Genomic DNA, 23,895 nt, shown 5'->3' on the forward strand with positions numbered 1-23,895 from the left:
GAAATGAATGAGTTTTGACCTTAGAACATCACGGTCTCCCATCGCGGGCCGTCGCTACCAGCGCACGAAAAGCCTCCCGCCGATCGCACCGAGCGCGGCGAGGATGGCAATCGCGATCGTGTACCAGGTGGCGACGAAAAGCGGCGAGTCGTCGAAGCAGTGTGCGGCATAGAAAGTTGCCGCCAGCCCACCGGCGAGCAGGCCCGCCACCGTTCCGGCAAGCACCGGCCGCGTCGGCGCGCCATAGCGCAGCACCGCCAGGAAGACGGCAAGCGGACCGACGCCGATCAGCGGAATGAACGTCAGGCAGACAACCATGTTGCTGCCGACCAGCCGCCTGCCCCAGTCGGCCGCAGGCACGGAAAGGAGTTCCAGAACCACCGCAAAGACCACCAGCAGTGGCGCCGCAGTCATCCAGGCCGCCGCTCTGCTCGTCGATGCGCCGGGTGTCGACAGGGCGCGGATCAAGGCGAACGCGCTAATGGCCAGAGCAGTCGTGAAGACGAACTTGGCGAGGAAGCGCATCGTATGCATGGCGGTCGCGATGTCGGTGCGTGGGCCGATCGCCAGCCAGAAAACCACCGCCGCGATCCCCGTAGCCGCACCGGCGGCCACCCACCAGGCCGAGCCAAGCGGCATCGCCCTGCTGTGGGCATCGGCGTCGAGCGCCCTTATGAGATCGTCGGTCCTCATGTCATTCCCGCTTGAACTGTTTGGCCCGCCCGAATTGTTTGACCCCGAACCGTTTGGCAATGGTTGCGAGCCCACGATGCAGCGACACGCGCACCGCCGTTTCGCTGATGCCGAACTTCGCTGCCGTCTCGCCGATGGAACGGCCTTCGACCGATACCGACGAGACCACGGAACGCTGCGACGGCGGCAGGCCGTCCAATGCCCGATTGATGTCGCGCTCGCTGACCGTCTCGGCCTCCGGCTCGGCGAAGGTCTCGGCGATCTCGTCGATTTCTATCTCGATGCGCCGCCCGCGCCGCCGAAAGGCATCGATCAGCTTGAAGCGCGCAATGGCGTAGACCCAGGGCAGCACGGCCAGATCCTGCCGCCAGGTATGCCGTTTCACATGAATGGCCAGCAAGGTTTCCTGCACAACGTCCTCGGGATCGACCTCGCCCTGAACGATCTTGCGCCTGATAAAGCCGCGAACGAGAGCAGCCGTCCGGCGCAGAAAGTCGGCGTAAGCCTTTTCATCTCCCGCGATCGCGGCCCGCATCAGCCGGGAAAGCTCGGCCTCGTCGTTGCCGGTCACAAGAGTTCACTCCCCGATATTCGCGCCTCGGCGCTGATTTGTTACGTGGCCGGCGAATAATGTCCAAGCCAAAATATGGGAATATCACGAAGGTTTCACCTCCAGCGCCCGATTGCGCCGTTCATCAATGTTGACTACACCGATCAGGAATTGATAGGTGCAGTCCTGCTAAATCAAAGACCATTGAGATCGAGAGGGATAACGTCCATGAAATATGCTCTTTCCGCCCTTGCCGGTGCCGCGGCACTTGCAATCAGCCTGATCGTCGGCCCGGCAATGGCTCAGGACGGCGGCATCGTCGTCTACAATGCCCAGCATGAAAGCCTGACCGACGCTTGGGTTGAAGGTTTCACCAAGGAAACCGGCATCAAAGTCACCGTTCGCCACGGCGGTGACAGCGATTTCTCCAACCAGATCGTCGCCGAAGGCGCCGCGTCGCCGGCCGACGTGTTCCTGACGGAAAACTCCCCCGCCATGGTGCTGGTCGAATCCGCCGGCCTGTTTGCGCCGGTCGATGCCGAGACGCTGGCCCAGGTTCCGCAGGAGTACCAGCCGTCCAGCGGAAAATGGGTGGGCATCGCCGCGCGCAGCACCGTCTTTGTTTACAACAAAACCAAGCTGACCGCCGAACAGCTGCCCAAGTCGCTGCTTGATCTCGCCGATCCGAACTGGAAGGGACGCTGGGCCGCTTCGCCGTCCGGCGCCGATTTCCAGGCGATCGTCAGCGCGGTTTTGCAGCTCAAGGGTGAGGCCGCAACGGCCGGCTGGCTGAAGGCAATGAAAGAGAACTTCACCGCCTACAAAGGCAACAGCACGGTGATGAAGGCGGTCAATGCCGGCGAGGTCGAAGGCGGCGTGATCTATCACTATTACTACTACGGCGACCAGGCCAAGACCGGTGAGAACAGCAAGAACATCGGGCTTCACTATTTCAAGAACCAGGATCCGGGCGCGTTCGTCTCGGTTTCCGGTGGTGGCGTGCTGGCCTCCAGCAAGCACCCGAAGGAAGCCCAGGCCTTCCTGAAATGGGTGACCGGCAAGGGTGGTCAGGACGTGCTGAAGACCGGCAATTCCTTCGAATACGCGGTCGGCAAGGGCGCGGATTCCAATCCGGCGCTGGTGCCGCTGGCCGAACTGCAGGCGCCGAAGGTCGACGCGACGACGCTGAACTCCAAGAAGGTGACCGATTTGATGACGGCAGCCGGCTTGCTTTAGTCGGCGTTCGTCCTAAAAAAGCAACCGACTGCGCTCCTGCGGGAATTCGCTTCCGCAGGAGCGCTCTGTTTTTCGAGGTGGCATTCGTCCATGACGACAAGCTGCGTTTCTGGCCGCGTTTGCGGCCCTTCGACCGTTTCCGCCATCGGGCGGCAGCGGCACGGCGCCTGAGCTGATGCAGTCTGCGGCCGACCTTGCACGCTCGGTCCTGCCGATCGGCATGGTTGCTGGGCAATGGACGCGCCGGCGGCCGATATCCTGGATTTCGCTTGCCGCCATCCTGATCTCACTTTTCTCCCTGCTGCCGCTCGCCTTCATCATCTGGATTGCCGTGCAGACCGGCTGGGAGACCGTATCGGCACTGGTCTTCCGGCCGCGCGTCGGCGAACTGCTGGTCAACACCCTGCTTTTGGTGATGCTCGCGGTACCGATCTGTATCGTGCTCTCGGTGGCGCTGGCCTGGCTGACCGAACGCAGCGATCTTGCCGGTGCCCGCCTGTGGGCCTGGCTGTCGGTGGCGCCGCTCGCCATCCCCGCCTTCGTCCACAGCTATGCCTGGATCACCCTGGTGCCGGGACTGCATGGCCTGTGGGCCGGCGTTCTGGTTTCCGTCGTCGCCTATTTCCCGTTCCTCTATCTGCCGGTGGCGGCAGCTTTGCGCCGGCTCGATCCTGCTCTCGAAGATGCCGCGGCAGCTGTCGGCCTCGGGCCGTGGCGCGTGTTCCGGCGGGTGGTGCTGCCGCAGCTCAGGCTCGCCATCTGCGGTGGCTCTCTACTGGTCGGCCTGCATCTCCTGGCCGAATACGGCCTTTACGTGTTCATCCGCTTCGACACCTTCACCACGGCGATCGTCGACCAGTTCCAGTCGACCTTCAATGGCCCCGCCGCCAACATGCTGGCTGCGGTGCTGGTGACATGCTGTTTCGTGCTGCTCGGGATCGAAGTGCTCGTGCGCGGCGAGGAGCGTTATGCCCGCGTCGGCTCGGGCGCCGCGCGCCAGCAGCAACGCACAAGGCTCGGCCGCGCCACGCTCCCGTGCCTGCTGCTGCCGGTTATCACCACTCTGCTGGCGCTGGGCGTGCCGTTCGTCACCATCGGCCGCTGGCTCGTAGCCGGCGGCGCCGATGTCTGGCGCCTCGATGAGATCGGCCTTGCGCTCGGCCAGACCCTGTTCCTGGCGCTCGCCGGCGCCCTGCTCGCCACCATCGCCGCCATGCCGATGGCCTGGATCTCAATCCGCGCGCCGGGACCGCTGCAGCGTCTTCTGGAGGCTTGCAACTACATCGTCGGATCGTTGCCCGGCGTCGTCGTAGCGCTGGCGCTGGTCACCATCACCGTGCGCATCGCTCTGCCGCTCTACCAGACCCTGTTCACAATCCTCGTTGCCTATGCGCTGATGTTCCTGCCGCGCGCCCTGATCAGCCTGCGGGCGTCGATCGCGCAGGCGCCGGTCGAGCTCGAACTCGCCGCCGCCAGTCTCGGCCGGTCACCGCTCAAGGCGCTGTGGTCGACGACGATCCGCCTGTCGGCGCCGGGCGCAGCGGCAGGCATGGCGCTGGTGGCGCTGGGCATCATGAACGAATTGACCGCAACGCAGATGCTGGCGCCCAACGGCACCCGCACGCTGGCGATGGCGTTCTGGGCGCACAGCGGCGAGATCGACTATGCGTCCGCCGCACCTTACGCCCTCATCATGGTGACGATCTCGCTGCCGCTGACCTGGCTGCTTTATGTCCAGTCTAAGCGGATGGCCGGACGATGAGCTTCCTCGAACTCACCGATGTGCACAAGCACTACGGCCCGGTGGCCGCACTGGCCGGTGTCGATCTCAGCGTGGCCGGCGGCAGCCGCACCGCGATCGTCGGGCCGTCCGGCTGCGGCAAGACGACCTTGCTGCGGCTGATCGCCGGCTTTGAGGCGCCGGACCAGGGCCGCATCGTGCTTGACGGCGAGGTGCTGGCCAATGGCGGCGCCGCCGTGCCCGCCTATCGGCGCGGCATCGGCGTGGTGGCGCAGGACGGCGCCCTGTTCCCGCATCTGAGCATCGCCGCCAATATCGGCTTCGGCTTGCGACATCACGAGGACAAGCGCACTGAGCGCATCGTCGAGCTCGCCTATATCGTCGGGCTCGACAAGGCGATCCTGAAACGGCGGCCGCACGAGCTCTCCGGCGGCCAACAGCAGCGTGTGGCGCTGGCCCGCGCCATGGCCATGAAGCCGCGGCTGATGCTGCTCGACGAGCCGTTCTCGGCGCTTGACACCGGGCTGCGCGCCTCGATGCGCAAGGCGGTGGCCGAACTTCTGGAGACCGCCGGTATCACCACGATCCTGGTCACGCACGACCAGGCCGAGGCGCTGTCCTTTGCCAGCCAGGTCGCGGTGATGCGCGATGGAAAATTCTCGCAAATCGGCACGCCGCACGAACTCTATCTCAAACCGAAGGACAGGATGGTCGCCGAATTCCTCGGCGATGCCATCATCCTGCCGGCCAAGATCGCGGACGGCTTCGCCAGCTCGCCGCTCGGCCGCATCGCCGTCGACAGCACCGAGCGGCGCGATATCGTCCGCATCATGCTGCGGCCGGAACAGGTGCTGTTGAAACGGACATCGCGCGAAGGCATGTCGGGCACGCCGGACATGCTGTTCGGCGAAGTGACGGAGTCCGAATTCGCCGGTTCGATGTGCACCATCGCGGTGCGGCTCTTGAACAGTCCCGATCCGCCGGACGCAGCCGCGATCGGCAACACGCCATTGATCCTGCGCAAGCCGGGCATGGACACACCGGGGGTTGGCGAGATCGTCCGGCTGACGGTGTCGGGCAAGGCGCATGTGTTTGCCTGAACGGCCTTGCGCCTCGCGCGGTTCGCTGGCCAGGGCGACAGGCTGGCTTCAATCGACCCGTTTTCCGGCCTGATCGAACCAATGCAGCTTTTCGGCTTTGGCCACGACGCGCAACTGGTCACCAGGCTTTGCGGCGGCGCGGCCTGAGACGCGCACGACGATACGGCTACCGCCTGCGGCGCAGTGAAGAAAGCTTTCGGCACCGACCGGTTCGACTGCCTCGACTGTCGCCGGCAGGACGAGCGCACCGGCCAGCGCCTCCGCATTGAAGGTCACGTCGGCATCTTCCGGACGAAAACCCAGTGTCACGGCTGGTGTTTCGCGAGCCGCAAAGCCGATCGCCGTCCCGTCAGCCAATACCGGGCCTGAGAAACTTCCGGTTAGCGCCAGAAGATTCATCGGCGGCGCGCCGATGAAGGAAGCGACGAAGATCGAGGCTGGCTTCTCGTAGACGTCGAGCGGCGCGCCCGTTTGCTCGACCAGTCCGGCGTTCATGACAACAAGGATGTCGGCCAGCGTCATCGCCTCCAGCTGGTCGTGGGTGACATAGACCGAGGTGACGCCGAGCGTGCGCTGCAAATTCTTTATCTCGACCCGCATCTGGCCGCGCAGTTTGGCATCGAGATTGCTGAGCGGCTCATCGAACAGGAAGACTTTCGGGTTGCGCACGATGGCGCGGCCCATGGCGACACGCTGGCGCTGGCCGCCGGAAAGCTCGCGCGGGCGCCGGTCGAGCAGCGCCGAAAGCTCCAGCACCTTGGCGGTCGAGCGCACCCTGCTGTCGATCTCGTCCTTCGGCGTGCCGCGATTGCGCAGGCCATAGGCCATGTTGTCGTAGACCTTCATATGCGGGTAAAGCGCGTAGTTCTGGAACACCATGGCGATGTCGCGCTCGGTCGGGCCAATGGCGTTGACCACCTTGCCGTCGATGGCGACTATACCGGCAGAAATGGCCTCCAACCCAGCGATCATCCTCAGCAGCGTGGACTTGCCGCAGCCGGAGGGGCCGACCAGAACACAAAGCTCCCTGTCGGGAATGGCGATGGAGACCCCCTTCACGGCTTCGACGCCGCCGGGATAGACCTTCTTCACGTCCTTCAGATCGACGGTCGCCATCGGCTTTCACTTTTCGGATTCGACCAGGCCGCGCACGAACCAGCGTTGCATCAGCACGACCACCAGGATCGGCGGCACGATTGCCAGCATCGCCGTGACCATGACCAGGTGCCATTCGGTATCGGCATCGGCGAAGGAAACCATCTTTCTCAGCGCGATGACGATGGTGTTCATATCGTTGCTGTTGGTGACGAGCAGCGGCCAAAGGTACTGCGTCCAGCCGTAGATGAAGAGGATCACGAAAAGCGCCGCGATGTTGGTGCGCGACAACGGCAAGAGGATATCGAAGAAAAAGCGCCATGGCCCGGCACCATCGACACGCGCCGCCTCTACCAATTCGCCCGGTATGGTCATGAAGAACTGGCGGAACAGCAGCGTCGCGGTGGCGGAGGCAATCAGCGGGATGATCAGGCCGGCGTAGGTGTCGATCATGCCGAGGTCGACCATAACCTTGTAGGTCGGCAGGATGCGCACCTCAACGGGAAGCATCAAGGTGATGAAGATCAGCCAGAAGAAGGTCATGCGCAAGGGAAAGCGGAAGAACACGATCGCATAGGCCGACAGGATCGAGATGAAGATCTTTCCCACCGCAAGGCCGAGCGCCATGACCGTGGTGTTAAGGAGCAGTTGGCCGACGCTGACACCGCCGATGCGGCCAATGCCGCCGAACAGCGCCTCGCTGTAATTGTTCCAGAGCTGGCCGCCGGGCAAGAGCGGCAGCGGCGGCCTGAGGATGGTTTGCAGCGTGTGGGTCGAGGCAACGAAGGTGTAGTAGATCGGAAAAGCCACGATCAATATGCCAAGGATGAGCACGGCATGGGCGATGAAGGTGCGGAGCGGGGATTGGCCGATCATCGCTGCCCTCAACCGTAATGAACTTTGCGTTCCACGTAGCGGAACTGGATGGCGGTGAGCGCGATGACGATGGCCATCAGGATGACCGACTGCGCCGCCGAGTCACCCAGGATCAGATTGACGAAGCCGTCATTGTAGACCTTGTAGACCAGCGTCTCGGTCGTCTTGCCCGGCCCGCCGCCGGTGACGGCATGAACGATGCCGAACGTGTCGAACAGCGCATAGACAGTGTTGACGACCAGCAGGAAAAAGGTCGTCGGCGCAAGCAGCGGGAAGACGATAGTCCAGAAGCGCTTGGTCTCGCCGGCGCCATCCATCGCCGCCGCCTCGATCAGCGTTTTCGGCACCGCCTGCAGGCCGGCGACGAAGAACAGGAAATTGTAGCTGATCTGCTTCCAGGCAGCCGCCGACACCAGCAGGATCATGGCGTGGGTGCCGTTGAGCAGCGGGTCCCATGCGATGCCGAGGCTTCTCAGCAAATACGCCAACGAGCCGATCGAAGGATTGAACAGAAACAGCCACAGCATGCCGGCAATCGCCGGCGCCACGGCATAGGGCCATATCAACAATGTGCGGTACAGGCCTTTGCCGCGCACGGCCTTCTCGACCATGACCGCAAGCAAAAGCGCCACGCCCATCGCAACGATCGCGGTCGCAAGCGAAAACACTACGGTGACGTGGATCGAGTTGAGGTAGGCCGGATCGGCCAGCACCTTGCGGAAATTGGCGAACCAGACGAACCTGGTCCTCAGCCCGAACGGGTCTTGCCTGAGCATCGACTGGTAAAGCGCCTGACCGGCCGGCCAGTAGAAGAAAACCAGTGTTATGGCGAGTTGCGGCGCCACCAGCAGGTAGGGCAGGATCTTGTTGGGAAAGACGATGCGTGGAGACAGGCTGATTTCCCTCGCTATCCAGGAATCGCCCACGCGAGCTCGCGTGGGCGATATTCCAATCGATTGACCGAGATAATCTCGTCAGTTCTCGAGCGCTTCCTCGATCGCGGCGTTGCCGCGCGTGACCGCATTGTCGAGCGCCTGCTGAGCGGTTTGCTGGCCGGCCAGCATCTTCTCGAACTCCTCGTTCTGGATATCGCGCACCTGCGGCAGATTCGGCAGCCGCACGCCCTTCGAGTTATCGGTCGGCGCCTTGCCCGTCATCTGCAGGATGGGTGTCTCGCGGCCGGGGTTTTTGTCATAGAAGCCTGATTTCTTGGTCGCCTCGTAGGCGGCGAGCGTCACCGGCAGGTATCCCGACTTCTGGTGCAGATATTCCTGCACATCGGTCTTGGACAGATAGGCGAAGAAGGTCGCGACGCCCTTGTATTGCTCGTCCGACTTGTTGCCGAAGACCCACAGGCTGGCGCCGCCCGGCGTGGTGTTCTGCGGTGCGCCCTTGGCGTCGGTGTCGTAGGGAAGCTGGCCGATGCCATAGTTCATGCCGGACTTGACGATGTCGCCGAGGCCGCCCGACGATTCGGTGAAGATGCCGCATTCGCCGGCCAGGAAGATCTGCTTGGCTTCGGAGGTGCGCCCGCCATATTTGAAGGTGCCGTCCTTGGCGAGGTCTGTGAGCGCCTGGAAGTGGTTGACGAAAATCGGCGCATTGATCTTGAGCTCGACATCACCGCCGGCCAGGCCGTTTTGCTGGGTGGCCCAGGGCACGTCATTCCACGCCGCAAAGTTCTCGAGATGGATCCAGGTCAGCCAGGTCGAGGTGTAGCCGCATGAGGCGGCGCCGCTCGCCTTGATCTTCTTGGCAGCTTCCCACACCTCATTCCAGGTCTTGGGCGGGTTGTTCACATCGAGACCCGCCTTCTGGAAGATGTCCTTGTTGTAATAGAGGATCGGCGAGGAGGAGTTGTAGGGGAAGGACAGCATGGTGCCGTCCGGCTTCGAATAATAGCCGACTATGCCGGGCAGATACTGGCTCTTGTCGAAGGTCATCCCGGCACCGGTCATCACCTCGGCCACCGGCTTGATCGCACCCTCGGCCGCCATCATCACGCCGGTGCCGACATCGAACACCTGGAGAATATCGGGCGCCTGTCCGGCGCGGAAGGCAGCGATGCCGGCATTCAGCGTCTCGGGATAGGTGCCCTTGAACACCGGAACCAGCTCATAGTCGCTCTGGCTGGCGTTGAAATCCTTGGAGATCTTGTCGACGACTTCGGCGTTGGCGCCGGTCATGGCGTGCCACCAGCTGATCTGCGTGACGGCGAAAGCGGAAGTGGTGGAAAGCAGCGTCAAGGTGGCGGCGACACCGGCCGCGAAGCCGAAGAACTTCATGTTTCATCTCCCGTTTTGTCATTGGCGAAAGGGCACTCTCGCAAAGGCAATATGTGCCGCTCGTGACAATTGGACAACGGTTTTGTTGCGGATCGATGAACTCGATCTCCACGTAAAGTGGTGCACGCTTGCGAATGAGAGCTGATGGAAAGGGATTGCCAAGCCGGCTTACGGCTCGAACAAGGCGACGAAGATCGGCAACAATCGCTGGCGCCTAGTCCGACTTTCCGAGCGCTGTCACGACCAGCCGCTTGGCGTCCGGTCCCGACCATTCGGCCGGGCCGTTCATGTGAGCGATCAGGCAGCCTTCACCGTCGATCAACATGGTGACCGGCAGGCCGAGCGCCAGGCCGCGCGTCTTGAGATCGTTGAACAGCGCCATCGTCGAATCGCGGTAGTAGCCGAGCGCCTTGACGCCGGTTTCCTCGAGGAACTTCTTCGGCTTGGCGTCGTCGCCGACATCGACGTTGACCGCGACGACCTCGAAGGCGTCGCTGCCCATTTCTCTTTGCAGCGCGTCGAGCGCCGGCATTTCGGCGCGGCAGGGTGCGCACCATGTCGCCCACAGATTGAGCAGCAACGTCTTGCCGGCATGGTCGGCAAGCGTCGTCGGCTTGCCGCCAGGGTCGTTGAAGGCAAGGCCCTTCAGCGATTGCGGCGGATCAGCCGGCAAAAGTGCTGCGACCTGGCCGGTGGCAGCCGCCGCGACCGTCTTGGCGCGGTCGGCCTTGGCGGCGCAGGCGACATCGTCCTTGCTGTCGCCAATGGCGACTGGCGCGGGCGCGTTGTTGCCAGAACCGCTCTCGCTGACATATACCGCGACCGCGCCCGCAAGCACGCCCGCCACCAAAGCGGCGAGGATGAGGCGCGGGGCCGGGAAAAATCGATTGCCGTCTGCCATTTTCTAAAAACTGCTCCGGAGCACGGGTTATAGCGATGAGCGACAAGAAGGCCAGCAACCAGATGTGGGGCGGACGTTTTGCCTCGGGTCCGGCCGCGATCATGGAAGCGATCAACGCGTCGATCTCGTTCGACCGCAAACTCTATGCGCAGGATATCAGAGGCTCGATGGCCCATAGCGAGATGCTGGCGCAAACGGGCATTATTTCGACGGCCGATCAAGAAAAAATCGCTCACGGGCTGAACACGATCCTGGCGGAGATCGAAGCCGGCACGTTCGAGTTCTCGCCCAGGCTGGAAGACATCCACATGAATGTTGAGGCCCGCCTTGCCGAGCTGATCGGCCCGGCCGCCGGCCGCCTGCATACCGCCCGCTCCCGCAACGACCAGGTAGCGGTCGATCTCAGGCTATGGGTCAAGGACGAATGCTTTCGCGTCGCCGAGGCGCTGAAGGGCCTGATCACGGCGTTCCTGGAACGGGCCGAGGAGCATGCGGCGACGGTGATGCCGGGCTTCACCCACATGCAGGCGGCGCAGCCGGTGACCTTCGGCCACCACTGCATGGCCTATGTCGAGATGTTTTCGCGCGACCTGTCGCGTGTCCGCGACGCCATCGAACGGATGGACGAAAGCCCGCTCGGTGCGGCCGCTCTTGCCGGCACAAGCTTTCCGATCGACCGGCACCAGACGGCCAAGGCGCTCGGCTTCCGCGAACCGATGCGCAACTCGCTGGACAGCGTTTCGGACCGCGATTTCGCACTGGAATTCTTGGGGCTGGCGGCGATCTGCGCGACGCATCTGTCGCGGCTGGCCGAAGAGATCATCATCTGGTCGACGCCGCAATTCGGCTTCGTCAGGCTGTCGGACTCATTCTCCACCGGCTCCTCGATCATGCCGCAGAAGAAGAACCCCGACGCCGCCGAGCTGGTGCGCGGCAAGACCGGCCGCGTCACCGGCCATCTGGTCGGCCTGCTGACGGTGATGAAGGGCATGCCGCTGACCTACGGCAAGGACATGCAGGAGGACAAGGAATCCGTGTTCGACGCCGCCGAGACGCTCGATCTGATGCTGGCGGCGATGACCGGCATGGTGCGCGACATGACGGTGAACGCGGCCGCCATGAAGAAGGCCGCCGGGTCAGGCTATTCGACCGCGACCGACCTTGCCGACTGGCTGGTGCGCACGCTCGGCCTGCCGTTCCGCGAGGCGCACCACGTCACCGGCCGCGCGGTGGCGCTGGCCGAGGAGAAGAAAATCGGGCTCGACAGGCTGCCGCTGGAAAACTTGCAGTCCATTCACCCCGGCATCACGGCGGACGTGTTTTCGGTGCTTGCCGTACAGAATTCGGTGAAGAGCCGCACGAGCTTCGGCGGCACCGCGCCGTCGGAGGTGAGGAAGCAGATCCGGTATTGGAAAAAGCACATCGCCAAGGCGTGATGCTCGTGCGGCGAATCCGAAATTCGCATCACGCTGGAGCAGCGCGGCGAGCGAATTTGGGATTCAAAAGCCGCACGAGTAATTGATGAATCTAGTGTGGTTTTGGATTTGAAGTTCCTTGACGCGAATGCCATCAATGACAGGAACTTCTAATCCACCACACTAGGTGCAATGCCAGCAAAACCCGGCTAAAAGCGGCGGGCAAAAGTTTCAGACGGATGGATCGATGACCGCAAGCAGGATTTTGGTGACGTTGACGCTGCTGGTGGCGCTGGCAACCGTAACGGCCTGCGGCAGGAAAGCCGGCCTCGACACGCCCTATGAGGCGGCCGTGCAGGCGCGCAAGGACGCACAAAAGGCCGAGCAGCCCGTGCCGCCGGAGCCGGAAAAACCGGTCAAGGACAAGAAGTTCATTCTCGACCCGCTGATCTAGAGTCGATGAGATCGGCCGATCTTTTCGGCTCCAACATCCGGAACCACTGCTGTGAACCATTTCGACTACCGCGACGGCGTGCTGCATGCCGAGGACGTGGCGATATCAGATATCGCCGCAAGCGTCGGCACGCCGTTCTATTGCTATTCGACGGCGACGCTGACCAGGCATTTCCGCGTGTTTGCGCAGGCCTTTGCCGGGCTCGACGCGCTGGTCTGCTACGCCATGAAGGCGAATTCCAACCAGGCGGTGCTAAAGATCCTGGCCAAGCTCGGCGCCGGCGCCGACGTGGTCTCGGAAGGCGAATTGCGCCGCGCCCTGGCCGCTGGCATTCCGGCCAACAAGATCCTGTTTTCGGGCGTCGGCAAGACCGCGCGCGAAATGGATTTTGCGCTCTCGGTCGGCATTCTCTGCTTCAACGTCGAATCCGAAGCGGAACTTGAATTGCTGTCGGCCCGCGCCACGGCACTGGGAAAGGTCGCTGCGATCTCGCTGCGCATCAATCCCGATGTCGACGCCAAGACCCACAAGAAGATCTCCACCGGCAAGGCCGAGAACAAGTTCGGCATTCCCTGGCAGAAGGCACGCCAGGTCTATGCCCGCGCAGCTGAACTGCCTGGCATAAAGGTCACCGGCATCGACACCCATATCGGCAGCCAGATCACCGAATTGCAGCCCTTCGACGACGCCTTCGCGCTGCTGGTGGAGCTGGTCGGCGTGCTGCGTGCCGACGGGCACGCCATCAAACACATCGATCTCGGCGGTGGCCTCGGCATTCCCTACCGCGTCGACAACAGCCCACCCCCCTTGCCGGACGCTTATGCCCAGATCGTCAGAAAGCACGTCACCAAGCTGGGATTGAAGGTGATGTTCGAGCCGGGCCGGCTGATCGTCGGCAATGCCGGCATTCTTGTCTCGCAAGTGATCTTCGCGAAGGAGGGCGACGCCAAGAACTTCCTGGTGGTCGACGCCGCGATGAACGATCTGATCCGGCCGACGCTTTACGACGCCTTCCATGACGTCAAGCCAGTGGTGCAGCAGCCGGCAGCAGCGCCGCGCATGACGGTCGACGTGGTCGGCCCAGTCTGCGAGACCGGCGATTATCTCGGTCTCGACCGTGACCTGCCCCGGCTGAAGGCCGGCGACCTGATCGCAATCGCCACCGCCGGCGCCTATGGCGCGGTGCAGGCCGGCACCTACAACACCCGCCTGTTGGTGCCCGAAGTGCTGGTCGACGGCGACCGTTTCCACGTCGTGCGCCCGCGCCAGACCTACGACGCGCTGATCGGACTGGATTCGCTGCCCGACTGGCTGGAATAGACCCATGATCCCGAAAAAGTGAGAACCGGTTTTCGGAAAAGATCATGGTCAAACAAGAATAGAGCACCTGCAGCGTTACAACCGGTGCTGAATGAGCGCCCTCGTCTCGGCGATCCTGTCCTCGTCGCGGCGATAGAACGTCCACTGTTTGATACGCTTGCTGCTGAGAAGGCCGGCTTGGGTGAGCACCCGCATATGCTCGCTGAGCGTCGCTTGGGTGATCCCCAGCTTTTCGGCGATCAGCAGCGCGCAGACGCCGTCCTCGACAAGATCGCCATCCGCTTGGCGTGGAAAATGCGCGCGCGGGTCCTTCAGCCACTCGAGGATTTGCAGCCTGCGCTCGTTGGCGATCGCCTTGAAGACATCAACCTCTTGCATTTAGCCATTGCTAAGTTGCTAAGTGATGTCAATCCTTGGGAGCAGGCCATGCTTAACCGCAATAGCATCACACGCGAACGCATCGCCGCAATGGAACCCCGCATCCGGCCATTCGTGCGCCACACGCCGGTGCTGCGCGTCGACATGGCCGATTTCGGCCGTCCGCCTCTTGCGGTCGACCTGAAGCTCGAATGCCTGCAGCATTCTGGCTCGTTCAAGGCACGTGGCGCCTTCACCAATCTTCTCGAGCGGCCGGTTCCCAAGGCTGGCGTTGTCGCGGCATCGGGCGGCAATCATGGCGCTGCGGTCGCCTATGCCGCCATGCGGCTCGGTCACAAGGCGACCATCTTCGTTCCCGAAGTGAGCCCGCCGGCCAAGCTGGAACGCATCCGCGCCTACGGCGCCGAGCTGGTCGTCGGTGGCGCGCGCTATGCCGAGGCGCTGGTCGCCAGCGAAGACTTTGCCGAAAAGTCCGGTGCCCTGCAGATCCACGCCTTCAACCAGGAGGAAACGCTTGTCGGGCAAGGTACGCTTGGCCTCGAGATCGAGGCCGACCTGCCTGAACTCGACACACTGCTGGTCGCCGTCGGTGGCGGCGGCCTGATCGGCGGCATCGCCGCCTGGTTCGCCGGCCGAATCAGGATCGTCGCCGTCGAGCCCGAAGGAGCGCCGACGCTTTATCGCGCCTTCGAGGCCGGTCAACCCGTCGATGCGCCAGCCGAGGGCATCGCCGCCGATTCGCTGGCGCCGAAGCGCGTCGGCGAAATGATGTTTCCAATCGCCGAGGCCTTCGTCGAGCGTTCCATATTGGTCAGCGACGACGAGATTATCGCCGCGCAGGCGGCGCTTTGGGACCGAGTGCGAATCATCGCCGAGCCGGGCGGCGCTGCGGCTTTCGCGGCGATCCTGTCCGGCCGGTACGCGCCGGCTGCGGGCGAGCGTGTCGCGGTACTGGTCTGCGGTGCAAACGCCAATCCGGCTAAATTCTGACGATAACGGGGGCAGTCCTGTTCACGTTTTAGGGAACTGCCTCGCCTTCGCCGTGTTTCTTGGTATGTTTGGAGCGACATGCATCTAAGAGTTTGAGTCCTTCGCATCCGATTCTCGGGCCGGTGCGATAGATTTGTGAGGTTCGGGTTATCCGCCCGAATAGGAAGGGCCGATGACGCAACGACCCACCTTCACCAGTGATCGCAGCCTGGCCGGGCGCCTTGCTCTGAGCCGGCTGGCGACACGGGTCTCGATGACGGTCGAGCGTGCCTGGCCGTTGCTTCTTCCGCTGGTCATTGTCGCCAGCCTGTTCCTCAGCGTCTCGTGGCTCGGCCTCTTCCTTCTGTTGCCCGACACCGCGCGCATGAGCCTCATGGCAGTGTTCGGCATCGCAGCCCTTGCCGCGCTCTATCCCCTGCGTTTCTTCCGGGTGCCGACCAGCGCCGAGATCGACCGGCGCATCGAGGCTGCCAACCAATTGCTGCACAGCCCGGTGCTGGTGCAGGCCGACCGGCCGAGCGGCAGGGAGAGCATTTTTTCGCAAGCGCTGTGGCGTGAGCACCAGAAACGCATGGCCGAAAAACTCGGTAACCTTGGTGGCGACATGCCACGCACCCGGGTTCCGGAGCGCGACCCGTGGGGGCTGCGCGCCGTGGCGGCGCTTTTGTTGGTCACCGCCTTTGCCTTCTCCTTTGGACCGTCGGGCGGCCGCATCGCAGACGGGTTCAGTGCCCACGCGGCGCGCGACGCGGTGCCGCCGCGCATCGACGCCTGGGTGACGCCGCCGGCCTACACCGGCAGGCCGCCGGTCTTCCTCACTTCCCCCGCCCTCGCCAACCCAGCCCTCGCCGACAATGGCAAGCAGGCTGCGTCCACCTTCACCGTTCCGGAAGGCAGCGATGTGTCCCTGCGCGTCACCGGCGGTTCGGGCGAGGAAACGCTGAGCTACGCCGACGCCAACGGCAACGCCAGCACCATCGAACCGACCGGGCAGAAGGCCGACGCGGCCAAACCGGCGGCGGCAACGCCCTCGACGGCAACGCCCTCCACGGTGCGCCAGTTCTCAGGAAAGCTGACGACCAACGGCACGCTGACGCTGCAATCGGGCAATGACGAACTCGGCAACTGGACCTTCGCGGTGATCCCGGACAAGCCGCCACAGATCCGCTTCGTCGGCGAGCCGAAACGCGCCGTCAACGGCTCCTTCGAACTCAACTACCAGATCGACGACGACTATGGCGCGGCCTCCGCCAAGGCGGATTTCGCATTGGCCGATCCACCGGCGCCGAATGCGCATCCGCTCTATGGCCCGCCTGAAATGCCGCTGACGCTGCCGCGCCGCGGCGCCAAGGGGAACGCCGCCAAGACCACGAAGGACCTGACCGAGCATGTCTGGGCCGGCGGCAACATCAAGCTCACGCTTGTCGCCACCGACGACGCCGGACATACGGCAACCAGCGAGACTAAGACGCTGGTGATGCCGGAGCGGCCTTTCTCCAACCCGCTGGCGAGGGCCGTGATCGAGCAGCGCCGCGTTCTGGCGCTCGACGCCAACTCCAAGAGCCGCGTGCTCGACCTGATGGACGCGATCACGCTCAGGCCCGAAGATACGTTCGACAACATGGCGCACTACCTCGCCATCATGAGCGCCCGCACCCGGTTGAAGATGGCTGACAGCGACGACAAGCTGCGCGACGAGGTCGCCTATCTGTGGGAGATCGCGCTCGGCATCGAGGAAGGCAATCTTTCGGAGGCCGAGCGGCGGCTGCGCCAGGCGCAGCAGGCGCTGCAGGACGCCATCAAGAACGGCGCCAGCGACGAGGAAATCGACAAGGCGATGAAGGAACTGCGCGAGGCGATGAACCAGTTCCTGCAGGAATTCGCCCAGCGTGCGCAGCAGAATCCGAACGCGCCGCAGATGCAGCAGAACGGCCAGGAACTGCGCCAGAGCGACATCGAACGCATGATGGACCAGATCGAAAACCTGGCGAAATCAGGCGATCGCGACAGCGCGCAACAATTGCTTTCGCAACTGCAGGACATGATGAACAATCTGCAGGCCGGACGTCAGCAGCAGGGCGGCCAGCAGAACAGTGAAATGCGCCAGCAGATGGACAAACTCGGCGAGATCATGCGGCGCCAGCAGGAGATGATGAACGAGACGTTCCGCATGGACCAGATGCAGCGCGGCCAGCAACAGCGCGGGCAGAATCGCGACGAGCAGCTCGGCGAGAACGGTGAGCAGGGCCAAATGGGCGAACAGGGCGAGCAGCCCGGCCCAGGTGAAGACCGCGATCCGCTCGGCCGGCCAATGACGCCGCAGGAGTTCGCCGACGCGCTGAAGCGGTTGCAGGAAGGCCAGGGCAAGCTGCAAGGCGACCTCGACCAGCTGAGAAAAGGTCTCGAAGGCATGGGTCTCGAGCCCAATGAAGGGTTTGGCGAGGCCGGCAAATCCATGGGCAACGCCGAACAGGCGCTTGGCGACAGCGATGGCGATCAGGCCGTCGGTCACCAGGGCCGCGCGCTGGAAGCGCTGCGCAAGGGCGCCAAGGACATGATGAAGCAATTGCAGGCCATGCAGGGCGACGAGGGCGACGGCGAGCGAGGCGGCCGCCAGCAGAACGCCGACCGCGATCCGCTCGGCCGGCCGCGCGCCACCGAGGGTCCCGATTTCGGCGATTCGGTGAAGGTGCCGGACGAGATCGACGTGCAGCGCGCCCGCCAGATTCTCGAAGCGATCCGCAAGCGGCTCGGCAACGCGCTCAGCCCCGACATCGAGCGCAGCTATCTGGAGCGGCTGCTGGAGCTGAAGTAAACCTCTCCTATCGCCTCAAGCATCGAACCATTGAGACCGCCATGGTGAAACTCGGCGCCGTTACCCCGATCCTGCGCATCTTCGACATCGCCAAGGCGCATGAATTCTATGTCGGCTTCCTCGGTTTCGAAGTGCAGTTCGAGCATCGCTTCGACGACAACGCACCCCTCTATATGGGAATTTCGCGCGATGGCTGCGTGCTGCATCTGAGCGAACATCACGGCGACGGCGCGCCGGGCTCTCACATCCGCGTCGAAGCGGGTGACACCGCGGCGCTGCACCGCGAACTGATAGCGAAAAAGTACCGTTTTGCCAGGCCGGGACTGGAAGAGACACCTTGGCAGACAACGGAGGTCACCGTCGGCGATCCGTTCGGCAATCGGCTGACCTTCTACGAAGACGTCGCATAGCGGCTGCCCTTCCCGATCCCATCCGATCGAGGACGGTACATGCTTAGCGATTGGTGAACGCCTCGCGGATCGCCTCTTCCATGCCGTCGATGGCCTCGCCGGAAGCGTTCGGATTGCGGCGCAGCACCACGTTCGAGGAATCGATGTCGCCGAACCCATCGGCGGCCGTAAGTTCGCGGCAGCCGGCCGGGATGTTGCTGCGCGAGATCGGCGCGATTGCCAGCCCGGAGGTGACGGCGAGCCGCAGGCCGCCATTGGTGTCGCTAGTATAAGCGACACGATAGGCGAGACCGCGCTGCTCCAGCGATTTGATCGCGAAATCCTTGCACCAGCCGGCACGGTTGTAGAGCGCGATCGGCACCGGCCGCTCCTCATGCATGTGATGCAGCTCCGACGTCACCCATACGGTCGGGTCATGCATCAGCACCTCGCCGCCGGAGAGATCCTGCCATTCGAACACCACCGCCAGGTCGAGCTCGCCGGCGGCGAGCGCCGCGATCTGCGCACCGGAATGCGCGTAGCGGACGGTGATGTCGACCTGAGGATGGCGCTTGGCAAAGGCGCCGAGCGCGCGCGAAAGGATCGCGTGGCCATATTCCTCCGGAATGCCGATGCGAACCGGCCCGCCAAGCGGCGCCGCGACCATCGATGCCGCCGTCTCGTCCAGCAGCGACACGATCCGGCGGGCGTTGACGATGAGTTCGCCGCCGCGGCGCGTCAGCGCCACACCGCGCGAGCCGCGCTCGAACAGGCTGTCGCCGACCACATCTTCGAGCTTCTTCATCTGCATCGAAACCGCCGATTGGGTACGGCCGGCCTGCTCCGCTGCCTTGGTGAAATTGCCGGTATCGGCAACCGCTACGAAGGTGCGCAGCAGATCGCTGTCGAGCGTGAGCTTCATTTGTCCGCCATAAGAAATTCTGATTGCTGGCATCATTCCAATTCGTTTGCAACATGTCAAACGGCGGATAATAGTCGCCTCACCCATTGGACATGCGGCTGCGAAATCGGCCGCGGACCAATATAGAGTCCTCACTCGTACCCGCTGCCCGAAACGGCGGCGGGTTCTTTTTACCCCGAACGCAGGCCCGGTTCCGGGCCGCACTGCAAGGAGCCGTCGAACGACATGCACAACCGGATCGTTCTCGGCATGGCAAGCCTTTGCCTCGGCGTTCTGGTGTTCTCGCTCCAGGATCCGCTGATCAAGGCCGTGTCGGGCACCTATCCGGTGACCGAGGTGATGGCGATCCGCTCCATCGTCGCCCTGCCCATTCTTCTCGTGCTCGTTCATGCCGATGTCGGGCTCAGAGCGATCTTTTCAAAGCGATTTCGCATGCTGACGACGCGCGCCTTCATCCTGTTCACCTCCTACACGGTCTACTATCTGGCGATCGCCGCCCTGCCGCTTGCCGACGCGGTGGCGCTCTACTTCATGGCACCGCTGTTCATCATGGCGCTTGCCGGCCCTTATCTCGGCGAACGGGTGGCGTGGCAGACGCTGGTCACCGTCATGGTCGGGATGCTGGGCGTGCTAGTGATGCTGCGACCCGGTGCCGGGCTGTTCGACTGGGCGGCGCTGCTGTCGCTGGCCTCGGCGGTGCTGTACGGCTTATCGCAGTTGATAGCCCGCAAGATCGGCGACACCGAATCAGCCACGGTCATGGCGTTCTATCAGAACGGCGTCTACCTCTTGGGCGCTGCAGTGGTTGCCGGGCTGTTCTGGCTGGCGGGAATAGCTCACGCCACGCATCCGAGCCTCGAATTCCTGGTCAGGCCATGGATCTGGCCGACGCCAATCGATTTCTTGAAGATGGCGGCCTGCGGCTACGTCGCTTCGGCTGGGATGGTCCTGTTGTCGCAGGCATACCGGCTGGCGCCCGCCAACAGCGTCGCCACTTTCGAGTACACCGGCATCATCTGGTCGCCGCTGTGGGGCTTCCTGTTCTTTGCCGAAGTGCCGCGATCGACCACCGTCGTCGGCGCGGCCCTCATCATCGGCGCCGGTCTGTTCGCGCTAAACGCCAATCGGCGCCGGAGCAGCGCGCCGGCAATCGCGGCAACCTGCGATCCGGCCTGACTGCAATCAGGCTTTGGCCGCTAGGCAAAACAGGCGAGCGCCTGTTCGACACGCGCGCGGATTTCGGCCAGCGTGAACGGCTTTTGCAGGACGTCCACAATGACACCGTTCAATTCCTCGGCGCGCTCGCGCTGGTCGGCATAGCCGGTCATCAGCAAGATCTTCATCGCCGGAAAAAGCGACGCCGCCGATTTGGCCATTTGGATGCCGTCCATTTCCGGCATCCGGATATCGGAAACGACAAGGTCATAGCCGCCACGTGCTGCGTGGATCAGGGCAAGCCCTTGCGCGCCGTCGGCGGCGATGTCGATCATATGCCCGGCGCGTTCGAGCGCGCGGGCGGCGAGGGTGCGGACGGACTCATCGTCCTCGACGATCAGGAGCTTTGCCATAGCGGAATGTTTGGCGGGGAAAAGTTGACTTTTCCTGAACCGCAAACTGCATCGAAGATAAATCTATGCGTCGCCCTTGACGACGCCGACAAACGGCAATTCGCGAAACGCGTGGGCGACATCCATGCCGTAGCCGACGACGAAATAGTCGGGGCAGTCGAAGCCGACATAGTTGGCGTTGAGCGCAGTCTGGCGGCGCATGCGCTTGTCGAGCAGCACGGCGATGGCGCAGCTTTTGGCGCCGCGCGACAGCATCAGGTCGCGGGTGAAGGACAGCGTCTTGCCGGATTCGAGAATGTCGTCGATCAACAGCACGTCGCGCCCGGCGACTTCATTGTCGATGTCACGCAGCACCCTCACCTCGCCGCTGGTGGTACCGGCGCCGTAGCTGGAAATGAAGATGAACTCGACCTCGGGCGACAGGCCGACATCGTGCATGGCGCGGATAAGATCGGCGGCGAAGATGAACGATCCTTTCAGCACCGAAATCACCAGAAGGTCCTGATAATCGTGCCCGGCGATCTCCTTGGCGAGCTCCAGATTGCGGCGGGCAATCGCCGACGCCGAAAACAAGACCTCGATATTCTTGCCACGCACGATTGGCATTGGCCGCCTTTCCAGAAATGATCGCCCCTAATTGGCGAAGGTGACCGAGACGGTCTTGACCCCGTTTCTAGGCATGTCGAGCCGGCTGGAAAAGCCAAATCTTTCGCCGGGCGCCAGCGAACGGTTGAATGTCTCCAGCGTATAGCGGGTTGTGCGCCTGTCATTGCCGGTGACCCGGATTTCCAGCGGCGGCAATGGCAACGGGCTGGCACCGTCATTCGCGGCCTCGCCACCGACGAACAGGACAGATTCCGGCCCGGACGCATCGATACGCGACGTAACGCCTGAAATGGTGAGTGCAGCGCCCGTCTCCTGTGCCGCGAGAAGAAGCGGCGCCTGGCGCACCAGCGCGTGCCCGCCCGAGATCCAGAAGGCTGCAAACGCCACGCTGAGGCCGGCGATCCAGAAGATCGGACCGCCGCGCGACGCCCGCAGCCGTTCCATCGCGGCTTTCGGCTTGCGCAACATGTCCATGCCTTCGAGCGATGGCGTGGCGATCACCCGCGAAAGCGGCGGTGAAAGGTCCATGCTGGTGGTGAGGCGCGGCAGCACCTCGAAGTCGGCATCGACGACGTCGGCGGCTGGATCACGCAAGATGCGTTCCGGCGCAGGATTTGCGGCCGAATCGGTCATGAATTCGCCGGAAACCGGGCGCGCGGTTCGATCGTCAGCCATCACGGCCCCAGCACTACGGCACTTGTTCGTCTTCGTTTCTTTTGTGTAAACGGAAATGGTTAACGCTTCCCCACAGGAACCCTTGTGACGCGCCTAAAAAACCTCCGAATTAACCGCGGGTTAACCATGCCGGCCGATGGTCTCTTCTCAGAGAAGGCTGGCTCGTCGCCGCCGCAAGTTTCAGGTCGTCGAACGTGATCCGCTTCGAAAATGTCGGCCTCCGCTATGGCATGGGTCCGGAAATCCTCCGCGACATTTCCCTGCAAATACCGGAGCGCTCCTTCCAGTTCCTGAGCGGCCCTTCGGGCGCCGGCAAGACGACGCTGCTGCGGCTTTTGTTCATGTCACTCAAGCCGACGCGCGGGCTGATCACCATCTTTGGCAAGGACCGCTCGCGCATCTCGCGCACCGAGCTGCCGCATCTGCGGCGGCGCATCGGCGTGGTGTTCCAGGACTTTCGCCTGCTCGAGCACATGACGACCTATGAGAATGTGGCCTTGCCGCTGCGCGTGCGCGGGCGAGAGGAGGCGAGCTACCGCACCGACGTGACCGAATTACTGAAATGGGTCGGCCTTGGCGAGCGCATGCATGTGCTGCCGCCGGTGCTGTCGGGTGGCGAGAAGCAGCGCGCCGCAATTGCCAGGGCGCTGATCGAGCAGCCCGAGATCCTGCTTGCCGACGAGCCGACCGGCAATGTCGATCCGCCGCTGGCGCGACGCCTGTTGCGGCTGTTCATCGAACTCAACCGGCTGGGCACTGCTGTGGTGATTGCAACGCACGACCTCGGCCTGATGGAACAGGTCGACGCACGGCGCATGATCCTGGCCGGCGGAAGGCTGGATATCTATGACTGACCTTTCCGTTCACCATGCCGAAGACCAGCACGCCGGTAAGGCTGCGACGACGCAGCGCGCTCAGCGCAAGATGGCGCCGATCGTGCCGGCGCAGAACATCGCCGGCCGGGCACTGGTCCTGGTCATTGCCATCATGACTTTCCTCTCCTGCCTGACCTTCGGCGCGGTGACGCTGGTGCGAGACACCGCCTCGGTCTGGGAGAACCAGATATCACGCGAGGCGACCATCCAGATCAAGCCGGTAGATGGCCTCGACATGGAGGCAGCACTTGCCCAGGCCTCCCAGATCGCCGGTGAATTTCCTGGCGTGAAGAGCGCCAGGATCGTCGACCGCGATGCCACGGCGCGGCTACTGGAGCCGTGGCTGGGTTCGGGTCTCAACATCGACGAGCTGCCGGTGCCGCGTCTGATCATCGTCACCATAGACGAGAACAACCCGCCCGACTTCGCCGCAATGCGCGCCGCGATCACACCGAAGCTGCCCAGTGCAGCACTTGACGACCATCGCACCTGGGTCGACCGGCTGGTGGCCATGGCCCGTACCACGGTGACAATCGGCATTGCCGTGCTGGCGCTGATGCTGTCGGCAACCGTGCTGACCGTGGTGTTCGCAACGCGCGGCGCCATGGCCGGCAACGGCCACATCATCGAAGTGCTGCATTTCGTCGGCGCCGAAGCGCGCTTCATCGCGCGCGAATTCCGCCACCACTTCCTGGTCACCGGCATGAAGGGCGCAGCCGCCGGGGGTGCGGCGGCGGTGCTCGTCTTCATCGTCTTCTCATGGTGGTCGTCGCGCAACATGGCAACGCCGGAGGCCGATCAGGCGACCGCCTTGTTCGGTAATTTCGCTATCGGTTCGGCGGGCTATCTCGGGGTCGTCCTCATGGTGCTGGTCATCGGTGCGCTAACTGCGGCAACCTCCCATGTCACCGTCGTCACCTATCTCAGCGACATCGATGTCCGCCAGCCGGACGCGGGGTGATCACGAATAGAGAATTAGCGTAACGTAATGTGTGCTCTTCCACCTACTAA

Annotated in this window: 24 protein-coding genes; 12 read left to right on the forward strand and 12 right to left on the reverse strand. The window is 63.3% G+C overall.

Annotated features, from left to right (window positions below; genetic code table 11):
• Positions 1 to 54 precede the first annotated feature (54 nt).
• Entirely contained in the window at positions 55 to 693 is a 639-nt protein-coding gene (locus CIT31_RS05500; RefSeq protein ID WP_095517789.1) for an NrsF family protein, read from the reverse strand.
• Between the two features lies 1 nt (position 694).
• Complete coding sequence (locus CIT31_RS05505) at positions 695 to 1,264, reverse strand: sigma-70 family RNA polymerase sigma factor (RefSeq protein WP_095517790.1); 570 nt, start codon at positions 1,262 to 1,264, stop codon at positions 695 to 697.
• 207 nt (positions 1,265 to 1,471) lie between these two features.
• On the opposite strand from CIT31_RS05505, the gene CIT31_RS05510 reads away from it, so the two are divergent.
• The 3 genes from CIT31_RS05510 to CIT31_RS05520 all read left to right on the forward strand — a co-directional run bounded on the left by CIT31_RS05510 (position 1,472) and on the right by CIT31_RS05520 (position 5,320).
• Entirely contained in the window at positions 1,472 to 2,479 is a 1,008-nt protein-coding gene (locus CIT31_RS05510) for an iron ABC transporter substrate-binding protein (protein ID WP_095517791.1), read from the forward strand.
• A 175-nt stretch (positions 2,480 to 2,654) separates the two neighbouring features.
• A complete protein-coding gene (locus CIT31_RS05515; protein WP_165778360.1) occupies positions 2,655 to 4,241 on the forward strand; it encodes an ABC transporter permease in 1,587 nt (528 codons plus the stop codon).
• Complete coding sequence (locus CIT31_RS05520) at positions 4,238 to 5,320, forward strand: ABC transporter ATP-binding protein (RefSeq protein ID WP_095517793.1); 1,083 nt, start codon at positions 4,238 to 4,240, stop codon at positions 5,318 to 5,320. Before CIT31_RS05515 ends, CIT31_RS05520 begins: the two co-directional genes overlap by 4 nt.
• A 48-nt stretch (positions 5,321 to 5,368) precedes the next feature.
• Here the strand turns inward: CIT31_RS05520 and ugpC are convergent, their stop codons facing one another.
• From ugpC to tlpA, 5 genes are all read right to left on the reverse strand, one after another.
• Positions 5,369 to 6,436 carry a sn-glycerol-3-phosphate ABC transporter ATP-binding protein UgpC gene (ugpC, locus tag CIT31_RS05525; RefSeq protein ID WP_095517794.1) on the reverse strand — a complete coding sequence of 356 codons (1,068 nt, stop codon included), beginning with the start codon at positions 6,434 to 6,436 and terminating at the stop codon, positions 5,369 to 5,371.
• Between the two features lie 6 nt (positions 6,437 to 6,442).
• Entirely contained in the window at positions 6,443 to 7,291 is an 849-nt protein-coding gene (gene ugpE / locus CIT31_RS05530) for a sn-glycerol-3-phosphate ABC transporter permease UgpE (RefSeq protein WP_095517795.1), read from the reverse strand.
• A gap of 8 nt (positions 7,292 to 7,299) precedes the next feature.
• On the reverse strand, positions 7,300 to 8,184 hold the full coding sequence (gene ugpA / locus CIT31_RS05535; RefSeq protein ID WP_095518095.1) for a sn-glycerol-3-phosphate ABC transporter permease UgpA: 885 nt from the start codon (positions 8,182 to 8,184) through the stop codon (positions 7,300 to 7,302).
• Positions 8,185 to 8,265: 81 nt separating this feature from the next.
• On the reverse strand, positions 8,266 to 9,576 hold the full coding sequence (gene ugpB, locus CIT31_RS05540) for a sn-glycerol-3-phosphate ABC transporter substrate-binding protein UgpB (protein WP_029348594.1): 1,311 nt from the start codon (positions 9,574 to 9,576) through the stop codon (positions 8,266 to 8,268).
• Positions 9,577 to 9,790: 214 nt separating this feature from the next.
• Positions 9,791 to 10,477: a thiol:disulfide interchange protein TlpA gene (gene tlpA / locus CIT31_RS05545; RefSeq protein ID WP_095517796.1), complete on the reverse strand. Its 687-nt coding sequence runs from the start codon at positions 10,475 to 10,477 to the stop codon at positions 9,791 to 9,793.
• Positions 10,478 to 10,512: 35 nt separating this feature from the next.
• Here tlpA and argH point away from each other — a divergent pair, with 35 nt between their 5' ends.
• The 3 genes from argH (at position 10,513) to lysA (ending at position 13,666) form a co-directional block, all read left to right on the forward strand.
• On the forward strand, positions 10,513 to 11,913 hold the full coding sequence (gene argH, locus CIT31_RS05550; protein WP_095517797.1) for an argininosuccinate lyase: 1,401 nt from the start codon (positions 10,513 to 10,515) through the stop codon (positions 11,911 to 11,913).
• A 226-nt stretch (positions 11,914 to 12,139) separates the two neighbouring features.
• On the forward strand, positions 12,140 to 12,346 hold the full coding sequence (locus tag CIT31_RS05555; protein ID WP_029348597.1) for a hypothetical protein: 207 nt from the start codon (positions 12,140 to 12,142) through the stop codon (positions 12,344 to 12,346).
• 51 nt (positions 12,347 to 12,397) lie between these two features.
• Positions 12,398 to 13,666, forward strand: a complete 1,269-nt coding sequence (gene lysA / locus CIT31_RS05560) for a diaminopimelate decarboxylase (protein WP_095517798.1) — start codon at positions 12,398 to 12,400, stop codon at positions 13,664 to 13,666.
• A gap of 75 nt (positions 13,667 to 13,741) precedes the next feature.
• Here lysA and CIT31_RS05565 read toward each other — a convergent pair whose 3' ends face one another.
• Positions 13,742 to 14,044, reverse strand: coding sequence for an ArsR/SmtB family transcription factor (locus CIT31_RS05565; protein ID WP_029348599.1), 303 nt, complete (start codon positions 14,042 to 14,044; stop codon positions 13,742 to 13,744).
• Positions 14,045 to 14,092: 48 nt separating this feature from the next.
• Here CIT31_RS05565 and CIT31_RS05570 point away from each other — a divergent pair, with 48 nt between their 5' ends.
• The 3 genes from CIT31_RS05570 to CIT31_RS05580 all read left to right on the forward strand — a co-directional run bounded on the left by CIT31_RS05570 (position 14,093) and on the right by CIT31_RS05580 (position 18,259).
• Positions 14,093 to 15,034, forward strand: coding sequence for a threonine/serine dehydratase (locus CIT31_RS05570; RefSeq protein ID WP_095517799.1), 942 nt, complete (start codon positions 14,093 to 14,095; stop codon positions 15,032 to 15,034).
• Positions 15,035 to 15,206: 172 nt separating this feature from the next.
• Positions 15,207 to 17,849: a TIGR02302 family protein gene (locus CIT31_RS05575; protein ID WP_095517800.1), complete on the forward strand. Its 2,643-nt coding sequence runs from the start codon at positions 15,207 to 15,209 to the stop codon at positions 17,847 to 17,849.
• A gap of 41 nt (positions 17,850 to 17,890) precedes the next feature.
• Positions 17,891 to 18,259 carry a glyoxalase superfamily protein gene (locus tag CIT31_RS05580; RefSeq protein ID WP_095517801.1) on the forward strand — a complete coding sequence of 123 codons (369 nt, stop codon included), beginning with the start codon at positions 17,891 to 17,893 and terminating at the stop codon, positions 18,257 to 18,259.
• 43 nt (positions 18,260 to 18,302) lie between these two features.
• On the opposite strand, the gene CIT31_RS05585 is transcribed toward CIT31_RS05580, so the two are convergent.
• Positions 18,303 to 19,160 carry a LysR family transcriptional regulator gene (locus tag CIT31_RS05585; RefSeq protein ID WP_095517802.1) on the reverse strand — a complete coding sequence of 286 codons (858 nt, stop codon included), beginning with the start codon at positions 19,158 to 19,160 and terminating at the stop codon, positions 18,303 to 18,305.
• Between the two features lie 225 nt (positions 19,161 to 19,385).
• On the opposite strand from CIT31_RS05585, the gene CIT31_RS05590 reads away from it, so the two are divergent.
• Entirely contained in the window at positions 19,386 to 20,336 is a 951-nt protein-coding gene (locus tag CIT31_RS05590) for a DMT family transporter (RefSeq protein ID WP_095517803.1), read from the forward strand.
• 20 nt (positions 20,337 to 20,356) lie between these two features.
• Here CIT31_RS05590 and CIT31_RS05595 read toward each other — a convergent pair whose 3' ends face one another.
• The 3 genes from CIT31_RS05595 to CIT31_RS05605 form a co-directional block, all read right to left on the reverse strand.
• A complete protein-coding gene (locus CIT31_RS05595; protein ID WP_095517804.1) occupies positions 20,357 to 20,728 on the reverse strand; it encodes a response regulator in 372 nt (123 codons plus the stop codon).
• A gap of 63 nt (positions 20,729 to 20,791) precedes the next feature.
• Complete coding sequence (hpt, locus tag CIT31_RS05600) at positions 20,792 to 21,334, reverse strand: hypoxanthine phosphoribosyltransferase (RefSeq protein ID WP_029348604.1); 543 nt, start codon at positions 21,332 to 21,334, stop codon at positions 20,792 to 20,794.
• A gap of 27 nt (positions 21,335 to 21,361) precedes the next feature.
• On the reverse strand, positions 21,362 to 22,012 hold the full coding sequence (locus CIT31_RS05605; protein ID WP_095517805.1) for a hypothetical protein: 651 nt from the start codon (positions 22,010 to 22,012) through the stop codon (positions 21,362 to 21,364).
• 191 nt (positions 22,013 to 22,203) lie between these two features.
• Here CIT31_RS05605 and ftsE point away from each other — a divergent pair, with 191 nt between their 5' ends.
• Complete coding sequence (ftsE, locus tag CIT31_RS05610) at positions 22,204 to 22,863, forward strand: cell division ATP-binding protein FtsE (protein WP_095517806.1); 660 nt, start codon at positions 22,204 to 22,206, stop codon at positions 22,861 to 22,863.
• Positions 22,856 to 23,845 carry a cell division protein FtsX gene (locus CIT31_RS05615; RefSeq protein WP_095517807.1) on the forward strand — a complete coding sequence of 330 codons (990 nt, stop codon included), beginning with the start codon at positions 22,856 to 22,858 and terminating at the stop codon, positions 23,843 to 23,845. The genes ftsE and CIT31_RS05615 overlap by 8 nt, the downstream gene beginning before the upstream one ends.
• The last annotated feature ends 50 nt before the right edge of the window (positions 23,846 to 23,895 follow it).

It is taken from the genome of Mesorhizobium wenxiniae (assembly GCF_002284535.1).
Lineage (GTDB): Bacteria > Pseudomonadota > Alphaproteobacteria > Rhizobiales > Rhizobiaceae > Mesorhizobium > Mesorhizobium wenxiniae.